This window comes from Actinocatenispora comari (genome assembly GCF_017312725.1).
Lineage (GTDB): Bacteria > Actinomycetota > Actinomycetes > Mycobacteriales > Micromonosporaceae > Actinocatenispora > Actinocatenispora comari.
In genome coordinates this window covers 42,395-59,041 of the sequence record NZ_BOPO01000019.1, presented here as the reverse complement: position 1 = coordinate 59,041, position 16,647 = coordinate 42,395, and the positions used below count along the sequence as shown (strand labels likewise).

At 73.6% G+C, this 16,647-nt stretch carries 16 protein-coding genes; 4 read left to right on the top strand and 12 right to left on the bottom strand.

Annotation, left to right across the window (positions count from 1 at the left end; translation table 11 throughout):
- Positions 1-87 precede the first annotated feature (87 nt).
- Entirely contained in the window at positions 88-519 is a 432-nt protein-coding gene (locus NUM_RS06985; protein ID WP_207123786.1) for a hypothetical protein, read from the top strand.
- Positions 520-698: 179 nt separating this feature from the next.
- Here the strand turns inward: NUM_RS06985 and NUM_RS06980 are convergent, their stop codons facing one another.
- The 3 genes from NUM_RS06980 to NUM_RS06970 form a co-directional block, all read right to left on the bottom strand.
- The gene (locus NUM_RS06980) at positions 699-1,199 is read right to left on the bottom strand and encodes a GyrI-like domain-containing protein (RefSeq protein ID WP_225918383.1); all 501 of its coding nucleotides are present in this window, start codon (positions 1,197-1,199) and stop codon (positions 699-701) included.
- Positions 1,200-1,243: 44 nt separating this feature from the next.
- The gene (locus NUM_RS06975; protein WP_207123784.1) at positions 1,244-1,672 is read right to left on the bottom strand and encodes a VOC family protein; all 429 of its coding nucleotides are present in this window, start codon (positions 1,670-1,672) and stop codon (positions 1,244-1,246) included.
- A 77-nt stretch (positions 1,673-1,749) separates the two neighbouring features.
- Positions 1,750-3,333 (bottom strand): Rieske 2Fe-2S domain-containing protein, encoded by a 1,584-nt coding sequence (locus NUM_RS06970; protein WP_207123782.1) that lies wholly within the window; start codon positions 3,331-3,333, stop codon positions 1,750-1,752.
- Between the two features lie 221 nt (positions 3,334-3,554).
- Here NUM_RS06970 and NUM_RS06965 point away from each other — a divergent pair, with 221 nt between their 5' ends.
- On the top strand, positions 3,555-3,779 hold the full coding sequence (locus tag NUM_RS06965; protein ID WP_030446449.1) for a DUF2631 domain-containing protein: 225 nt from the start codon (positions 3,555-3,557) through the stop codon (positions 3,777-3,779).
- A gap of 226 nt (positions 3,780-4,005) precedes the next feature.
- Here the strand turns inward: NUM_RS06965 and NUM_RS06960 are convergent, their stop codons facing one another.
- The 9 genes from NUM_RS06960 to NUM_RS06920 form a co-directional block, all read right to left on the bottom strand.
- Positions 4,006-5,373, bottom strand: coding sequence for a DivIVA domain-containing protein (locus NUM_RS06960; RefSeq protein ID WP_207123779.1), 1,368 nt, complete (start codon positions 5,371-5,373; stop codon positions 4,006-4,008).
- The gene (gene rlmN / locus NUM_RS06955) at positions 5,370-6,497 is read right to left on the bottom strand and encodes a dual-specificity RNA methyltransferase RlmN (protein ID WP_207123777.1); all 1,128 of its coding nucleotides are present in this window, start codon (positions 6,495-6,497) and stop codon (positions 5,370-5,372) included. Before rlmN ends, NUM_RS06960 begins: the two co-directional genes overlap by 4 nt.
- A 66-nt stretch (positions 6,498-6,563) precedes the next feature.
- Complete coding sequence (locus tag NUM_RS06950) at positions 6,564-7,778, bottom strand: phosphatidate cytidylyltransferase (protein ID WP_207123774.1); 1,215 nt, start codon at positions 7,776-7,778, stop codon at positions 6,564-6,566.
- Complete coding sequence (frr, locus tag NUM_RS06945; protein WP_030446453.1) at positions 7,778-8,335, bottom strand: ribosome recycling factor; 558 nt, start codon at positions 8,333-8,335, stop codon at positions 7,778-7,780. The genes NUM_RS06950 and frr overlap by 1 nt, the downstream gene beginning before the upstream one ends.
- 86 nt (positions 8,336-8,421) lie before the next feature.
- Positions 8,422-9,210, bottom strand: coding sequence for a UMP kinase (pyrH, locus tag NUM_RS06940; protein WP_207123772.1), 789 nt, complete (start codon positions 9,208-9,210; stop codon positions 8,422-8,424).
- Between the two features lie 214 nt (positions 9,211-9,424).
- Positions 9,425-10,243 carry a translation elongation factor Ts gene (gene tsf, locus NUM_RS06935; RefSeq protein ID WP_207123771.1) on the bottom strand — a complete coding sequence of 273 codons (819 nt, stop codon included), beginning with the start codon at positions 10,241-10,243 and terminating at the stop codon, positions 9,425-9,427.
- Positions 10,244-10,404: 161 nt separating this feature from the next.
- Positions 10,405-11,295 carry a 30S ribosomal protein S2 gene (rpsB, locus tag NUM_RS06930; RefSeq protein ID WP_207123770.1) on the bottom strand — a complete coding sequence of 297 codons (891 nt, stop codon included), beginning with the start codon at positions 11,293-11,295 and terminating at the stop codon, positions 10,405-10,407.
- A gap of 343 nt (positions 11,296-11,638) precedes the next feature.
- Positions 11,639-12,634 (bottom strand): hypothetical protein, encoded by a 996-nt coding sequence (locus tag NUM_RS06925; protein WP_207123766.1) that lies wholly within the window; start codon positions 12,632-12,634, stop codon positions 11,639-11,641.
- A gap of 88 nt (positions 12,635-12,722) precedes the next feature.
- The gene (locus tag NUM_RS06920) at positions 12,723-14,333 is read right to left on the bottom strand and encodes an MFS transporter (RefSeq protein ID WP_207123764.1); all 1,611 of its coding nucleotides are present in this window, start codon (positions 14,331-14,333) and stop codon (positions 12,723-12,725) included.
- Positions 14,334-14,357: 24 nt separating this feature from the next.
- Here NUM_RS06920 and NUM_RS06915 point away from each other — a divergent pair, with 24 nt between their 5' ends.
- Both NUM_RS06915 and NUM_RS06910 read left to right on the top strand, forming a co-directional pair.
- The gene (locus tag NUM_RS06915) at positions 14,358-14,900 is read left to right on the top strand and encodes a CGNR zinc finger domain-containing protein (RefSeq protein ID WP_207123761.1); all 543 of its coding nucleotides are present in this window, start codon (positions 14,358-14,360) and stop codon (positions 14,898-14,900) included.
- Between the two features lie 154 nt (positions 14,901-15,054).
- The gene (locus NUM_RS06910) at positions 15,055-16,239 is read left to right on the top strand and encodes a pyridoxal phosphate-dependent aminotransferase (protein ID WP_207123759.1); all 1,185 of its coding nucleotides are present in this window, start codon (positions 15,055-15,057) and stop codon (positions 16,237-16,239) included.
- Positions 16,240-16,647: the final 408 nt, after the last annotated feature.

Genomic DNA, 16,647 nt, shown 5'->3' with positions numbered 1-16,647 from the left:
CGGCCTCGCGGCCCACGGCTTCGGGCGCCGGGACGTACCCCCGGGCGGGCTGGTCGCGGTCGGTGGTGATGAGGCAGGCTGGCGGCCATGACGACGCATCGGCTGCGGGCGACCGGGGTGATCGGCGCGCTGCTGCCGGCGCTGCTCGGGCTGGGTGTCGTGGCCGTCGGCGTCGATGCGGTCGTGCGGGCCGGTGGGCCGGTCGCCTGGGCCGTCCTCGTCGTCGGGCTGCTCGGCACCGTCGCCTGGTTGCGGCTGCCCTGGGCGCTGCGGCTCGACCGTGCCGGCGGCACCGTGGTGTTCCTCGGCCCGCTGCGCCGCACGGCGGTACCGGCCGGGCAGATCGCGGCGATCTCGGGCAGCTGGACCGGCGGGATGAACCGCTGGTTCCTGGCGTCGGTGTGGGTGCAGCGGGCCGACCGCCGGCTGGGCTTCCCCCTGCTGTCCGGCTTCCGCGATCCCGAGCAGGTCCGCGACGACCTGCTCGAACTCAACCCGGCGATCCAACTGCGGTCCTGACCCTCGCCCCGGGCGGGACCGTCGTCGCCGACCCTCGTCCCGGGTGACCGTCGTGCCGACCCTCGTCCCGAGCGTGCCCACGTCCCCCGCCGCCTCGTCCCGGGTCGCGGGCCTTGCCCCGCGACGCGCGAACCCTCGGACCGGCGCCAGCTCGCGTCGCGTGGGCCGCGGTCGGGACCTCAGTCGCGCAGGCGGAACGCGAGCTGGGTCTGCCACCGGTTCAGGTCGGGCTGCTCCGCCGGATCGGTCAGGAAGCGTTCCAGCCGGCAGCCCCAGTGTTCACCGTCGCTCGCCCAGGTCATGTCCCAGCGCAGTCCCTGCCCGGCCGCCCAGCCGAGCAGCCAAGCCGTCACCGGAACCAGGTCGTCCGGCCGGCCGAGGTGGTCGAGCGTGGCGAACCGGCCGCCGGGCAGTTCACCGGCCGACACCTCGCCGTCGGCCGGCACCGGCGCCGCGACGGGTACCCCCGCCTCGATCCGCAACGTCGCGGCCATGTCGATCACCCGGTACCGCAGGAACGGCGCTCCGGCCGGCGGCACTCCGCGGGCAGCCAGCCAGCCGAAGATCTCCGGGATCCGGTCGGCGATCGCGCCGATCGTGCGCATCGTGACGGCACCGGCGATCCCGACGTACGGCTGGGGCTCGCGGCGGACCACCTGGGGCAGGGCGTGCATGCTCATACCGGCGCAGACGAACCGCCCGGGGCCAACTCATCGGTGACCGGTCAGGTCACGCAGAACTCGTTGCCTTCCGGGTCGGCGAGCACGATCGCCCGGCCGGTCGGCTCGTCGACCTCCCACAGCCGCCGGGCGCCGGCCGCGACCAGCGTGGCGACGTGCTCGGTCACCCGCCGCCAGGCGTCCTCGCCGCGGTCACCGCCGGTGAGCTGGATGTCGAGGTGGACGCGGTTCTTCGCGGTCTTGCCCTCCGGCACCCGCTGGAGGAAGATCCGCGGCCCGGCGCCGTCCGGATCGATCACCGCGGCGAGGTCGCCGGCCCGTTCGGGCGGCACGCCGATGCGCTCGGCGAACCGCTCCCAGCTGTCGAAACCGGCCGGTGGCGGCTGCGCCACGTAGCCCAGGGCGAGCGCCCAGAACTCGGCCAGCCGGGCCGGATCGGCCGCGTCGAACGTCACCTGTACCTGATGTGCCATGCCGGCCACGCTAGCCGGCACTGCGGCCACCTTCCGGCCGCAATGCGATCGCACCGGCCGGCGACCGCCGTGGTGCGTCAGCTCTCCGGCTGCGCCGGCACTTCCCGGCGGCTGGAGCGGATCTCGTGGCCGACGCTGGTGATGCAGCGTCCGGACGCCAGGTCGAACTTCCAGCCGTGCATCTGGCAGGTCAGCACGCCGTCCTCGATCTTGCCGAACCGGGTCAGGTCGGCCTTGAGGTGCGGGCAGCGGCGCTGCACCACCCAGTCGCCCAGCACGATGTCCTCGGCGTCCGGCTTCTGCTCGGCGTACCAGCCCTCGGCGTAGTTGATCCGCTCCTCGGACAGGCACTTGAAGAACGCGTAGACGAACTCGTTGTACTGGCCGATCCGCGCCGCGGAGAACCGGCAGGACAGGAACAGGCTGTTCACCCAGTCGACCTCACCGGTGTACAGCAGGTGCTCGATCAGCCGGCGCTCGGTGCGGAAGCGGTACCGCACCTTCTCCCCCGCGTACGGCCGGACCTGGCGGTCCAGGAAGTCCACCACGATCGACTCGACCTGCTCGGCGTCGGTGTCGTCGTCGCCGTTCTTGCCGGTGACCAGGTCGAACCGGACCGGGCCGCCGATCCCCTTCGCCATCTGCTCGGCCTCGGAAAGGATCGGCTCGATCCGCTCCTTCATCGTCGCCAGCACGTCGATCTCCGGATGCGACCAGGACGCCTTCTCCGCCTCGATCACGATGCGCTGCCGCTCGCGATAGTCCCGGAGGTGCTGTTCCTTGTTGGCGAAGAACTCGGCGACGTCCGGCACCGGCTGCGTCACCTCGCAGCCGTCCGCGGTGATCTCGGCGACCGTGCCCGGCAGCGGGATCACCGCGTTGTCGTACCCCAGCTCGCGCAGATGGTCGACGAACACCTGCTGGTCGGGGAAGATGTTCCCCTCGTCCCCGAAGATGTCGTTGAACTGCCACAGCTCGTCGTCCAGGAAGCAGGGCGGGCCGGCGATCGGGAACACCCAGCTCGCGTTCAGATCGTCGATGTAGCGCACCGTCCGGTCGAACTGGCGGGCCCGCTTCTGCTTGCCGAACGCGGTCTTCGCCGCCTGCGGCAGCTCGTACACCATCGGGTACCAGATGGCGCCGGAGAACTGCAGCAGGTGCGCGTGCACGTGGCCCAGGTCGCGGAACACCGACAGGTCGGTCGGCCGCGCGTCGTTCTGGTTCAGCAGCCGGACCCCGTCGTACTCCACCCACAGCGACGAGTCGCCGATCGGGCCGTCGGTGGGCGAGGTCAGCGCCTGGATCATGACCTTCAGCCCGCCGTCGAGCTCGAGCACCTCGTCGCTGACGGTCTCGATGAAGTTGCGGAAGCCCAGCGCCTCCAGCTCGTCCCGCAGCTCGCTCGTCGGGTACGCCGGGAGCAGCACGGTGGTCTTCTTCGAGATGCGTTCCTTCAGGTTCTTCGCATCGAAGTGGTCCCGGTGCAGGTGCGAGACGTAGAGGTAGTCGGCCTGTCCCAACCGGTCCCAGTCGAGCCCGGAGTTGTCCGGGAACGGGAACCACGAGGCGAAGTAGGCCGGGTTGACCCACGGATCGGTCAGGATGCTGCCCGCGCCCGTCTCGATGAACATGCTGGCGTGACCGGTACCCGTCACTCGCACCGCTGCGGTCCTCCCCTTGCGTGCCTGCGTCCGCCCGCGACGGACCCCTCCCCCATCGGCGCCGCCACGGGTGCGGCACGACGAGTGCGGCACCCAGAGTAGTGCGCGCCGCCGCGTGCCGGGCGTGTGCCCACACCTCACTCGCTGCGGGGTCTGCCGGTTACCACACCGGCGGGCATGTCAAACTGACAGACGTTCATGCGCGTACAGGAGGCTGCCCCGTGTCCGGATCGTCCGAACAGATCACGTCGCCCGACCAGCGCAAGCCGCTCAACCGCAAGGCCGCCCGGGCCGGCGCGATCATTTGCGCGATCATCTGCCTGCTGATGACGATCGGCAACCACGAGGGCCACGTCGAGGACGTGTTCCTCGTCGTCACCGCCGCTCTGCTGGTGCTCGCCGTCGTGCTCGACTGGCTGCTGCGCAAGAACGGCCTGCGCCGCTGACCGCGACCTCGCCGAACCACACGAACGCCCGGGTGCCGCTCGCACCCGGGCGTTCGTCGTTTCGTACCGGCCGCGCGCGCCGCCCGCGACCCGACACCGCACGGCCCCGCACCGCACGACCCTGAACCGCACGGCCCCGCAGCGCGAACCCTCGCACCGCGTGGCCGGACACGGTGCGGTCCGGCATCGGGTGGCCCGACGCTTCCCCTCGCCGGGCCGGACCGACTCAGCGGGCGATGCCCCGCCGGGAGAACATGTCCCGCACGTCGCGCAGCGCGCCGTCGACCTCGGCCTCGAACAGCCCACCCTGCACCAGGCTGAACTGACCCGGATCCAGCTCGCTGTCCGAGACCTGCACGGTGGCCCGGCCCGACATCGTCGCCGCGATCGCGTCGAACAGCCGGTTCACCTGCTGTGGGTCGTAGCCGCTGCCGAACCGCCGCACCTGGAACGTGCGCCGGGCCTGCTCCAGCCGGTGCAGGTCGTCGGGGGTGAACGGCGAGTCCGCCGCCGGGATCTCGGTGGTCATGTCGACCTTGCCGTGCCGGCCCGGCTCGAAACCGGTCTCGAACCTGCCGGTCGGCGCCGGCTGCGGCGGCTGCTGCTCGTATCCGTGCCGGATCTCGCCGGTCGGCGGCTCGAACCGCGGCGGCTCCGGCTCGTATCCCCGCGGCTGGTCGAACGCGGGCGGCGGGTAGCCGGCCGGGTCGAACCCGCTGCCGGGCTGCGGTGGCGCCTCGTAGCCGCGATGGGTGTCGTAGCGCTGCTCGGGGGCGAACGACGGCGGCTCGGGCTCGAACCGCTCCGGCTCCGGCTCGTACCGGGACTCACGCCGACGGCCCTCCGCGGCCATCGGATAGTCGCCGGCCGGCTCGTAGTCCGAGCGCACCGGCGGCAGCTTCTGGGTGAAGTCCTCCGGCTGCGGCGCCGGCGGGCGCGGCATCGCCCGGCCGGCCGGGGCCGGCACCTCCGCCCGCCCGGCACCGGCCGGATCGGCGGGCGGCACCGAGGCGGCGGCGCGAGCCGGACGGACCATCGTCGGCTCGTCCTCGCGGACCGGGCGCGGCCGGTCGTCCCGGCCGCCGTACCCGTCCCGGCCGTACGGGTCGTGCTGCTGCGGGGCCGGGTCGTAGTCGCGCTGCGGCGGCGGCGCGTCGAAGTCCCGGCGCGGTGGCGGTGCGTCGTACCCGCCGTCGTAGCCGCCACCGTCGTAACCGCCACCGTCGTAGCCACCCGGGTCCTGCCGCGGTGCCGGCTCCCGGTAGGCGCCGAGGCTGTCGTCGCCCGGCGGCAGCGCGAACGCCGAGCCCGGACCGGCCAGCTGGGCCGGCTCCGCGGCCGGCATGCCGCCGCCCTCCTCCAGCGCGGTGAGCTGCCGCTCCACCCGGTCCAGGTGCATGTCGACCTGCCACTCGTCGTAGCCGCCGAACCGGACCCGGAACACGAAGTCGTGAACGTCGCGCGAGGTCACCGGCGACCCGAGGGGGCTGCCGGCCAGGGTGGCCTCAACGCGCTCGAGGAACTCGTCGACCTCGTCGACCTTGTATCCACGTCGCAACGCGCGCCGACGAAACCGTTGACCCTGTTGACTCACTCGCCCACCTCCGCAGCCGCAAGCTGTCCACACGCACCGTCGATCTCCCGCCCCCGGGTGTCACGCACCGTGGTCGGCACGCCGGCTGCCCGCAGCCGCCGGACGAACTCCCGCTCCACCGGCTTGGGACTGGCGTCCCATCGGCTTCCCGGGGTCGGGTTGAGCGGGATGAGGTTGACGTGCGCCAACCGATCCGACAGCAGCCGACCCAGCAGGTCGGCCCGCCACGGCTGATCGTTCACATCTCGAATCATTGCGTACTCGATCGACACCCGTCGTCCCGTTCGGGACGCATAGTCCCATGCCGAGTCCAGCACCTCGGCGACCTTCCAGCGGGTGTTGACCGGGACCAGCTCGTCACGCAGCTCATCGTCCGGGGCATGCAGCGACACCGCGAGCGTGACGTTCATCTCCTCCTCGATCAGCCGGCGGATCGCCGGCACCAACCCGACGGTCGACACCGTGACATGCCGCTGCGACAGGCCGAGCCCGGTGGGGGACGGCTCGGTGATCCGGCGCACCGCGGCGACCAACCGGGCGTAGTTCGCCAGGGGCTCGCCCATGCCCATGAACACGACCCGGGACAGCCGATGCGGCGCCCCGGTCAGCCCGCCGGCGGCGGCCAGCCGCGCGGCCGCGACGACCTGCTCGACGATCTCCCCGGTGGACAGGTTGCGGGTCAGCCCGCCCTGGCCGGTCGCACAGAACGGGCAGCCCATCCCGCAGCCGGCCTGCGAGGAGACGCACACCGTCACCCGATCCGGGTAGCCCATTGCGACGCTTTCCACCAGCGCGCCGTCGTGCAGCCGCCACAGCGTCTTGCGGGTGGCCCCGTCGTCCGCGGCCTGCTGCCGGACCGGTCGGGCCAGCACCGGCAGCAGCGCGGCGGCCAGCCGGTCACGGGAGGCGGCCGGGACGTCGGTCAGCGCCTCGGCGGCGTCGGCCGCCGCGGGGTCCAGCAGCCGGCCGAAATAGTGCTGGGACAGCTGGTTGGCGCGGAAGGCGGGCTCGCCAAGGGCGACCACGGCCTCCCGGCGGGCTGCCATGTCCAGGTCGGCCAGGTGCCTCGGGGTGGGGGGACGGCGTCGGGTCGTGGGCTCGGTGATCAACGGCAGAGCTGTCATGTCCTGGCCAGTGTCCCACGTCCACGCACGATTGCCCGCCCCGGCAGGTTGCACCCGATGCGCCCGTCACCCGGCCGGCGCGAGCACGCTCAGCAGCGCGAACGCCACGGGTACCGCGAACAGGATCGAATCGAGCCGATCCATCACGCCACCGTGCCCGGGCAGCAGGTTGCCCATGTCCTTGATGCCCAGGTCGCGCTTGATCATCGACTCGGTCAGGTCGCCGAGCACCGAGACCAAACTCACCGCGACGCCGAACACCGCACCGGCCCACAGCGGCTGGTGGAACACGAAGTACACCAGGATGGCGCCGGCGATCGCACATGTGAGCACGGAACCGGCGAAGCCCTCCCAGGACTTGCCGGGGCTGATCCGCGGTGCCATCTTGTGCCGGCCGAGCAGCACCCCGACCGCGTACCCGCCGGTGTCGCTGCAGACCACCATCGCCAGCGCCGCCACCACCCGCGCGGCGCCGTCCTCCGGTCGGGCCAGCAGCACCGCGAAGCCGGCCAGGAACGGCACGTACGCGGCGATCAGCGCACCGGCCGCCACGTCCCGGCGGTAGCCGGGCGGGCCGTCGGCGAGCCGCCAGATGAACACCGCCACCAGCGTGAAGACCAGGCCGATGGTCAGCGCCTCCAGGCCGCCGAACCAGGCCAGGCCCTGCATCGCCACCGCACCGGCGAGCAGCGGTACCAGCGGCGGGCGGGTGCGCTTGGCCGGCTCCGCGGCGCGACCGAACGCGCGCACCGTCTCCCAGGTACCGAGCACCACGCCGGCGGCCACGACGAGCAGGAACGCGGCCCGCTGCACGTACAGCGAGGCGAGCACGATCGCGCCGAGGCCGACGCCGACGCCGATCGCGGCGGGCAGGTTCCGGCCGGCCCGCGGCTTGTGCTCGTCGGCCGGAACGGGACCGCCGAACGGTGCCTCCGGGCCCGACCGGACGGGATCGGGCGGCACGTCGCGGTGCGTCGGATCGGCCGGCGTGACCGGCAGCTGACCGGTCGCCGCCCAGTCACCGTCCGCGGCGTCGGCGGCCCGGTCCGGCCGCGGACCCGCCTCGTACGCCGTCGCCGGGTCGACCGCGGGCCGCGCCGCGGTGACGTCCCAGCCGGGCTCGGCCGGGCCGTCCCAGCCCGGCGCGGCGGGTGCGGGCCGGTCGGCCGGGGTCGCCGGCGGCACCGATGCCGACCCGTCGGGGTCGTCGGCGTCCGCAGCGCGGTGCCGGCCGCGCGGCCGGGGCTGCTCGTACGAGGAGAACGGTCCGCTGCCTGCCATCAGACCTCGAGAAGCTCGTCTTCCTTGCGCTTCAGGATCTCGTCCACGCTCCCGGTGTACTTGTGCGTGACGTCGTCGAGGTCCTTCTCGGCGCGGCGGACCTCGTCCTCACCGGCCTCGCCGTCGCGCATGATGCGGTCCAGCTCCTCCTTGGCCTTGCGCCGGATGTTGCGCACGGCGACCTTCGCCTCCTCGCCCTTGCCGCGGGCGACCTTGACCATCTCCCGGCGCCGCTCCTCGGTCAGCGGAGGCAGGTTGATGCGCAGCTGGGTGCCCTCGTTGGCCGGGTTGACGCCCAGGTCCGAGTCGCGCACCGCGCGCTCCATCGCACCGATCTGGGACGCGTCGTACGGCTTGATGATCGCCATCCGCGCCTCCGGGACGGCGATGGAGGCGAGCTGCGGCAGCGGCGTCGGCGCGCCGTAGTAGTCCACCATGATCTTGGCGAACATCGCCGGGGTGGCCCGGCCGGTGCGCACCGTGGCGAAGTCTTCCTTGGCGTGCTCGATCGCCCGTTCCATCTTCTCCTCGGCTTCGAGGAGTGTGTCGTCGATCACCTTGTCGCCTCCTTAGGCGCGGTCTTGAAGGAGATTGTCGCCGACCGGCCGGGATGCGACACGGGCGGCCGACGGAGCGGTTCGGGTCACTTCGCCCGGGCGGGCGTGAGCAACGTACCGATCTTCTCGCCGAGAATCGCGTGCACCACGGTGTCCGCCCCCTCCGCGCCGAACACGAGCATGGTCAGGCCGTTCTGGTCGCACATCGCGAACGCGGCCGCGTCGGCGATGGTCAGGCCGCGCTGCAGCGCCTCGGCCAGGCTCATCGTGTCGACCTTGGTCGCGGTCGGATCCTTGCGCGGGTCGGCGGTGTAGACCCCGTCCACGCCGTTCTTGCTCATCAGCACGACGTCGGCCTTGATCTCCAGGGCGCGCTGCACGGCGACCGTGTCGGTGGTGAAGTACGGCATGCCGGCGCCGGCGCCGAAGATCACCACGCGGCCCTTCTCCAGGTGCCGGATGGCGCGCCGCGGGATGTAGGGCTCGGCGACCTGGCCCATCGTGATCGCGGTCTGCACCCGGGTCTCGACCCCGCGCTGCTCCAGGAAGTCCTGCAGCGCCAGGCAGTTCATCACGGTGCCCAGCATGCCCATGTAGTCGGCCCGGGCCCGGTCGATGCCGCGCTGGTTGAGCTCGGCACCGCGGAAGAAGTTGCCGCCGCCGACCACGACGGCCACCTGCACGCCCTGCTGCTGCACCGCGGCGATCTGGCGGGCCAGGTCGGCGACCACGTCCGGGTCGACGCCGACCTTGCCGCCGCCGAACACCTCGCCGGACAGCTTCAGCACGACCCGCCGGTACTTCCCGGACGGGGTCGGCGGAACCGCCGTGGCTTCCTCCGCGTCGCGTTGCGCCGCCGTGCTGCCTGCCGCCATGCTCTCGCCCTTCCCTGCCGCCCTCGATTGTCCGCGCTATGCACGGTACCGACCCGCCCGGTTTCCGCCGTGGTCGGCAGGCCGCCGGGCACGGCACCGAGCTCGGGCCGCCCGACCCGGTGCCGACCACACCACGCCGGACACGACCCGGCGCCCCCGCGGCGGTGTCCGCCGGATGGGGGCGCCGGTCGACGTACGCGCCTCGAGACCTGGGTCAGTCCTGGCCGACCTCGAACCGGGCGAACGCGGTCACCTGGACGCCGGCGGCCTCCAGGACCTGACGCACCGACTTCTTGTTCTCGGTCACCGACGCCTGCTCCAGCAGCACGTAGTCCTTGAAGTACGCGTTGACCCGGCCCTCGACGATCTTCGGCAGCGCCTGCTCCGGCTTGTTCTCCTCGCGGGCGGTCTGCTCGGCGACCCGACGCTCGTTCTCGACCACGTCGGCCGGCACCTCGTCGCGGGTCAGGTACTGCGGGCGCATCGCGGCGATCTGCATCGCGGCGCCGCGGACCGCGCCGGTGTCCTCGCCCGAGTACGAGACCATCACGCCGACGGCCGGCGGCAGGTCGGGGCTCTTGCGGTGCAGGTACACCGAGATCGGGTCGTCGAGCACGGCGAACCGCTTCACGACGAGCTTCTCGCCGATCTTCGCGGCCTCCTCGTCGACCGCCTTCGCGACGACGCGGCCGTCGGACAGCGTCGAGGCGAGCAGCGCGTCGAGGTCGGCCGGGCGGCTCGCGTCGACGTGCTCGACCAGCGACTGGGCGAACTCGATGAACGGGCCGGACTTGGCCACGAAGTCGGTCTCGCAGTTGAGCTCGAGCATCGCGTTGCCGGACTGGGCGACCAGGCCCTCGGCGGCGGTACGGCCGGCGCGCTTGCCGACGTCCTTGGCGCCCTTGATGCGCAGCAGCTCGGTGGCCTTCTCGAAGTCGCCCTCCGCCTCGGTGAGGGCCTTCTTGGAGTCCATCATGCCGGCGCCGGTGAGGTCGCGGAGCTTCTTGACGTCCGCGGCGGTGAAGTCAGCCATTGTTCTCTCTCTGGTTCAGCGGAAGTCCGAGTGGGAAAGTGCGGATGCCCGACGCGGGCCGGCGGCACGGTGACGCGCCGGCCGGCCACAACGTACGGGCACCGACACCGCGTTCGGTGCCGGTGCCCGGAAGTCGATCGTGCGCCACGTCGGGCGGCGGATCAGGAGTCGGCGCCGGCCTTGGCCTCGTCGCCGGGCTCGGCCGGCTTCTCGGCGGCGGGCTGCTCGGCGGCGGGCTGCTCAGCGGCGGCCTCGGTGGTCTGCCCGGCGGCCGGGTTCTCCAGCAGCTCGCGCTCCCACTCGGCCAGCGGCTCGGCGGAGGCGCCGGTCGCGGCCGGCTTCTCGGTGTCACCCAGGGCGGCACCGGCGCGGGCGATCTGGCCGTCGGCCGCCGCGGTGGCGATGACCTGGGTCAGCAGCGTGGCGGACCGGATCGCGTCGTCGTTGCCCGGAATCGGGTAGTCGACCTCGTCCGGGTCGCAGTTGGTGTCCAGGATCGCGATGACCGGGATGCCCAGCTTGCGGGCCTCGTCGACGGCGATGTGCTCCTTCTTGGTGTCCACCACCCAGATCGCCGACGGCACCTTCTGCATGTCGCGCAGACCGCCGAGGGTGCGCTCCAGCTTGGTCTTCTCCCGCTCGAGCGAGAGCCGCTCCTTCTTGGTCAGCCCCTGGTCGGCGCCGATCTGCTCGATCGACTCCAGCTCCTTCATCCGCTGCAGACGCTTGTGCACCGTGTTGAAGTTGGTGAGCATGCCGCCCAGCCAGCGGTGGTTGACGTACGGCATGCCGACGCGGGTCGCCTGCTCGGCGATCGCCTCCTGCGCCTGCTTCTTCGTCCCGACGAACAGCACGTTGCCCCCGTTGGCGACGGTGTTCTTGACGAACTCGTACGCCTTCTCGATGTAGTCGAGGGTCTGCCGCAGGTCGATGATGTAGATGCCGTTGCGGTCGGTGAAGATGTACCGCTTCATCTTCGGGTTCCACCGACGGGTCTGGTGCCCGAAGTGGACACCGCTCTCCAGGAGCTGTCGCATCGTGACGACGGCCACTGAGTTCTCCTCACATCGTGTGCGGGACGGGCCCGCACTCCCTGGTTGTCGCGGCGATCGGTGATCACCGCCCTGGTGCCCGATGTCCGCTCGGTACCCGTGGAAACGGGACCAGGGAGTCGGCGCCCACCGCGCATCGCTGCGACGGTGACGGGCACGCGAGGTCGACCGCGGCCGGCACCCGGGAGGATCACCCGGGCACGGCGATACGGTCGCCGAGGGTCAAGTGTACGCAGCTGGTCCGGCGCGCAGCGAGCGGCCGGACGGTCGGCCGTCCAGCCGGCGGTGGGCGGCCGGACCACCGGCCGCACAGCCGGCGGCGATCGGCCGGACCATCGGCCGCTCAGCCGGCCGCCATGGCACCGGCCAGTACCAGCACCACGCCGGCGAACAGCAGCGCGACGGGGCGGCGGGACAGCGCCGCGAGCCCCTCCCCCGGTCGTACCCCGAGGCGGCCGGAGAACAGCTGGTAGAACCCGGCGGCCAGCAGCGGCAGCCCGGGCAGCAGCAACAGCCCGGACACCACACCGCCGACGACCACGCCGTCGCTCATCAGCGAGCGCACCAGGACGACCGCGATCGGGATGTCGAACAGGATCGCCAGCGAACCGAACGCCCAGGCCAGCTGTGCGTGCGCCCGGTGCACGGTGCCCGCGCTCGTACCGCCGCCGGGGTAGACCGGCACCTGCTCGGTCAGCTGGGTCGGCTCGTGCAGCAGGTCCGACAGCGCCGCGTTCGGCTGCGGGACCGCCGCGGGCGGGGCGCTCTGCGGCTGGACGCCGGGCTGCGGTGGGACACCCGGCTGCTGGGGCGCGCCAGGCTGCTGGGGCACTCCGGACTGCTGGGGCGCGGCGGGCTGCTGCGGCGGTACCGGTGGGGCCGCCGGCGCCTGCTGGCCGAGCGCCTGTTGCTGGTGCGCGGACGACGGGCCCGCGGGGCCGGCCTGGTGCGCGGCCGGCTGATGCTGGGCCGGCTGGTGCTGGGAGGCGGGCTGCTGGCCGGCGGCCTGGCGGGGGGTCGTGGACGGCTGCTGCTGCGGCGCAGCCGGCGACACCGGCTGGTAGGCGGTCGTCGGCGACTCGACCGGCCGGGACGGCACCCCGTCCTCGTCGGTCAGGCGCAGGTCTTCCGGTCCGCCGGCGCGGCGGCCGGTCGGCTCCGCGCCGTCCGGTTGCGGGGTGTCCGGGTAGCGCGGGATCCGTTCGGCGTAGCGCCGTTCGCCGTCCCGGCCGGCCGAGTATCCCGGTGCGGCGCTCGGGTAGTCGACGTCGTGGTAGCCCTGGCCCGGGTAGCTCGAGGCACCCGCCTCGGCGGGGCCGCTGTCTCGGTGTGTAGCCACGACCGGGCACGCTAAGCCACCGACCCCCTGGGCCGAAAGACCGGTACACCACCGTGAGCGACCCCACAGAGTGGTTCGTTCCGACTTGTCACGATATCGACCCTCGTCTATTTGCTGGCAGGGTCGCGACGGCGAGGGCGGCGAGCTGGGCGAGCACCGCGAGTACCAGGGCGGGGCGGGCCGACGAGGTCGCGATCAGGCCTGCCGACGCGGCGCCCACGGCGTAGCCGGCCTGCTTGATGCTCACCCCGGCCGCGAAGACCTGGGTACGCAGTTCGGGCCCGGCGGCCCGGTGCCGGATCTCCAGCAGCGCGGACAGCTGCGGGCCGTCACCCACCCCGACCACCGCTGCACCGACCAGCGCGAACGGCCACGACGGCGCACACGCGAGGACCGCCAGGCCGGTACCCATCGTCGCGGTCGCCGCCACGACCTGGGCCGGCGCACCGATCCGTACCGGCCAGCGGGCCAGCGCGGCGGTCGACAGCAGCGCACCGCCCGCGGTCACCGACAGCAGCAGGGCGCCGGCGCCGGCCCGGCCGGTCAACGCCGCGCCGAGCACCGGCAACGCGACGGTCGCGGCCCCGATGCCCAGGTACGACAGGGCCGAGACCAGCGTCGCCGTACGCAGCGCCCGGTCGGCCAGCACCGCCCGGGCACCCCGCCGCAGCATCGTCCCGAGCGATGCACCCGGCGCCGCCCCGCGGACCGGCTCCGCCGTCACGGACCCGGCGTCCGGCGAAGCCGCCGTGGCGACAACGCCCTCCTGGGCCGGCACGGAGGCGGCACCCGGTTCGGCCCGCACCGGAGCCGCACCCGACCGGGCCGGCACCGACGCCGCGCCCGCAGCGAAGGCCGCAGCCGGCCCGACCGCCTCGGCCGCGGCCTTCGACTCAACCCCTGCGGAGGCGGCGCGCGACTCGGCCCCGGCGTAGCCGGCACCCGCGTCGGCCCGTGCGGAGGCGGAGGCGGGGTCCGGCCGGGCTGGCGAGGCACCGACGTCCGGCCTGGTCGGCGCGGTGGCCGTGTTCGGGTTGGCGCCCACAGTGGCCGTGTTCGGCCAGGCCGGCGCGGGCGTCGGTCCGGCGGGCGGCACGGTGGTCGGCCTCGGCGCGGCTGCCCGGTCGCTCGGCGCCGGCGGGCCCGACGGGAGGCCGAGGGCGAACGGGACCGCCGCGACCAGCAGCAGCGCGGCCGCCAGGACGGCGTGGGTCGGGTGCAGGGCGGCGGCCAGCACGCCGGCGAGGGCCGGACCCGCGAGCGCGGAGACCGCGAAGGACGCGGAGTCGGCGGCGTAGCCGCGCCGGATCGCGGCGGACGGGACGACCGTCGCCAGCCGCGAACTCCACCCCGCGCTGAGCGCCGGGCCGAACGCGCCGGCCGCGACGGCGACGAGTACCGCCGGCCACAGTGCCGCGCGGGCCAGCACGACGGTCAACAGTGCGAGTCCCAGGGCATAGCCGAGCAGGCAGCCGGCGAGGAAGCGGGGCGGGCGGCGGGCCCGGTCGAGCACCGCGCCGAGGACCGGGCCGCCGACCGCGGTGGCGGCGGTCAGCGCGCCGAGCACCAGCCCGGCGGACCGGGTGGAGCCGGTGGCGGCGAGACCGAGCAGGACCAGAGCGGGAGCGGACGCCTCGTCGCCGGCGCGGGCGGCGGTGGCGCCGGCGAGGTACCGGGCCAGCCCGTAACGGCTTCTCATTTGCAAGACGTTACACTGGCTGGCATGGACGGAGCTCAGTGGACCGCGGGGTCGGCACCGATCGAGGCGGCACAACGGGCGGTGGACCTCTTGATCGAGCTGCGGTCCACCGAGCCCGACCTCGCCGGCCGGCTCGCCGCGGTGCTCGCCGAGCACGGCGAGACGGGCATCGAGCTGCGCCCGGCCGAGCTCGACGCGCTGCGGGCCGCGGCCGAGCCGGTCGCCGCCGTGTTCGCCGCAGCCGACACGACCGCCGCGGCCGATGCGCTGAACGCCCTGTTCGCCCGGTACGCGAGGCCGCCCCGGCTGACCGCGCACGGCGGTACCGCCTGGCATCTGCACGTCGACGCGGACGACGACGGCCCCTGGGGCGAGTGGTTCGCCACCTCCTCCGGACTGGCCCTCGCGGTACTGCTCGCCGAGCGGCAGGCGCCGCCCGGCGGGGTGTGCGCGGCACCGGGCTGCGGCCGCCCGTTCGTCGCGCACGGCGCCGGCTCGCCCCGGCGGTACTGCTCCAGCAGGTGTGCCACCCGGGTCCGGGTCGCCCGGCACCGCTCCGGCGGCTGACGCACCACCCGCAGCGCCCGACATCGCCCCGCGGCTCACCCACCGAGGTCCGAGTCGCGCGACACGGCCGAGGCAGGCGCCGGACGACCATCGCCGGCCTCGTCGGCTGCGCACGGCAGCCGCGGAGCCGTCGGCCACGCTCTAGGGTGGCGCCATGACGAGCACAGGCACCGATCCGCTGGTGGCGCGGATGCACGAGTTCGGTACGACAGTCTTCGCCGAGATGTCGGCGCTCGCGGTACGCACCGGCGCGATCAACCTGGGGCAGGGGTTCCCGGACACCGACGGGCCGGCGGAGATGCTCGCGGCGGCGACCGCGGCGATCACCGGGGGGCACAACCAGTACCCGCCGGGGCCCGGGGTGCCGGAGTTGCGCGCCGCCGTCGCCGAGCAGCAGCAGCGGGACTGGCAGCTCGGGTACGACCCGGACGGCGAGATCGTGGTGACCGCCGGCGCCACCGAGGCGATCGCGGCGGCGATCCTCGGCCTGTGCGAGAACGGCGACGAGGTGGTCTGCTTCGAACCCTTCTACGACTCGTACGCGGCATCGATCGCGCTGGCGCACGCGGTCCGGCGGCCGGTCACGCTGCGGCCGGGACCGGCCGGCTACGCGTTCGACCCGGACGAGCTGCGCGCCGCGTTCGGCCCGCGCACCCGGCTGCTGCTGCTCAACTCGCCGCACAACCCGACGGGCAAGGTGTTCACCTCGGCCGAGCTTTCGCTGATCGCCCAGCTCTGCCAGGAACACGACGTGATCGCGGTGACCGACGAGGTGTACGAGCACCTGGTGTTCACCGACTCGGTCGCGCCGCACATCCCGCTCGCCGGGCTGCCCGGCATGCGGGAGCGCACCATCCGGATCTCGTCGGCCGGCAAGAGCTTCTCCTGCACCGGCTGGAAGGTCGGCTGGGCCAGCGGACCCGCCCGGCTGGTCTCGGCGGTACTGCGGGTCAAGCAGTTCCTGACGTTCGTCAACGCGGGGCCGCTGCAGCCGGCGGTCGCGGTCGCGCTGCGCCTGCCGGCCGAGTACCTGATCGGGGTGCGGGACCGGCTGCAGGCCGGGCGGGACCTGCTCGCCGCCGGCCTCGCCGAGGCGGGCTTCGGCGTGCACCCGTCGTCCGGAACGTACTTCCTGACCGCCGACATCGGCCCGCTGGGCGGCCGGGACGGGATCGAGTTCTGCCGGGCGCTGCCGGAACGGTGCGGCGTGGTGGCCGTACCGACCCAGGTGTTCTACGACAACCAGGAGGTCGGCCGCCAGGTCGTCCGGTTCGCCTGCTCCAAGCGCCCCGAGGTACTCGCCGAGGCGGCGAACCGGTTGCGCACCCTCGCCGGCTGAGGCGCCCTCCGGAACCGCGGCCGGCTCGTTCGACCGGCGCCGCTCCGATCGTGCCAGCCGGACCCGTCCGCCTGCCCGCAGGGCGGTGGAGCAGGTGCCCACGGGTCCTTCTCGGGCCACCGGCCGCGGGGTGAGCCTCTCCGCCCCCGACGAGCGGGAGAACCGAGGCCCGGCGTAGCCGCGTGGCTGGCCCGGCCGCCTGACGCAGGTCACCAGCCGAGCCGCTGCCTCAGACGGGTCACAGACGCAGCCGGATCGCCGGCCCAGCTGGGTCGCAGGCCCAGCTGGCACGCTGGCGCAGCCGGCACACTGGCGCAGCCAGGTCGCTGGCGCAGCCAGGTCGCTGGCGCAGCCGGCACGCTGGCGCAGCCAGGTGGCTGGCCGTGAAGGGCCTCCGGGACGCATTCG

What these genes read in the sequence shown, in the direction of transcription:
- tsf (WP_207123771.1), bottom strand. Translation starts at nt 10,243, where the DNA reads ATGGCTGACTTCACCGCCGCGGACGTCAAGAAGCTCCGCGACCTCACC.
- NUM_RS06980 (WP_225918383.1), bottom strand. Translation starts at nt 1,199, where the DNA reads ATGAGCATGCACGCCCTGCCCCAGGTGGTCCGCCGCGAGCCCCAGCCG.
- NUM_RS06985 (WP_207123786.1), top strand. Translation starts at nt 88, where the DNA reads ATGACGACGCATCGGCTGCGGGCGACCGGGGTGATCGGCGCGCTGCTG.
- pyrH (WP_207123772.1), bottom strand. Translation starts at nt 9,210, where the DNA reads ATGGCGGCAGGCAGCACGGCGGCGCAACGCGACGCGGAGGAAGCCACG.
- NUM_RS06950 (WP_207123774.1), bottom strand. Translation starts at nt 7,778, where the DNA reads ATGGCAGGCAGCGGACCGTTCTCCTCGTACGAGCAGCCCCGGCCGCGC.
- NUM_RS06975 (WP_207123784.1), bottom strand. Translation starts at nt 1,672, where the DNA reads ATGGCACATCAGGTACAGGTGACGTTCGACGCGGCCGATCCGGCCCGG.
- NUM_RS06920 (WP_207123764.1), bottom strand. Translation starts at nt 14,333, where the DNA reads ATGAGAAGCCGTTACGGGCTGGCCCGGTACCTCGCCGGCGCCACCGCC.
- NUM_RS06910 (WP_207123759.1), top strand. Translation starts at nt 15,055, where the DNA reads ATGACGAGCACAGGCACCGATCCGCTGGTGGCGCGGATGCACGAGTTC.
- rlmN (WP_207123777.1), bottom strand. Translation starts at nt 6,497, where the DNA reads ATGACAGCTCTGCCGTTGATCACCGAGCCCACGACCCGACGCCGTCCC.
- NUM_RS06915 (WP_207123761.1), top strand. Translation starts at nt 14,358, where the DNA reads ATGGACGGAGCTCAGTGGACCGCGGGGTCGGCACCGATCGAGGCGGCA.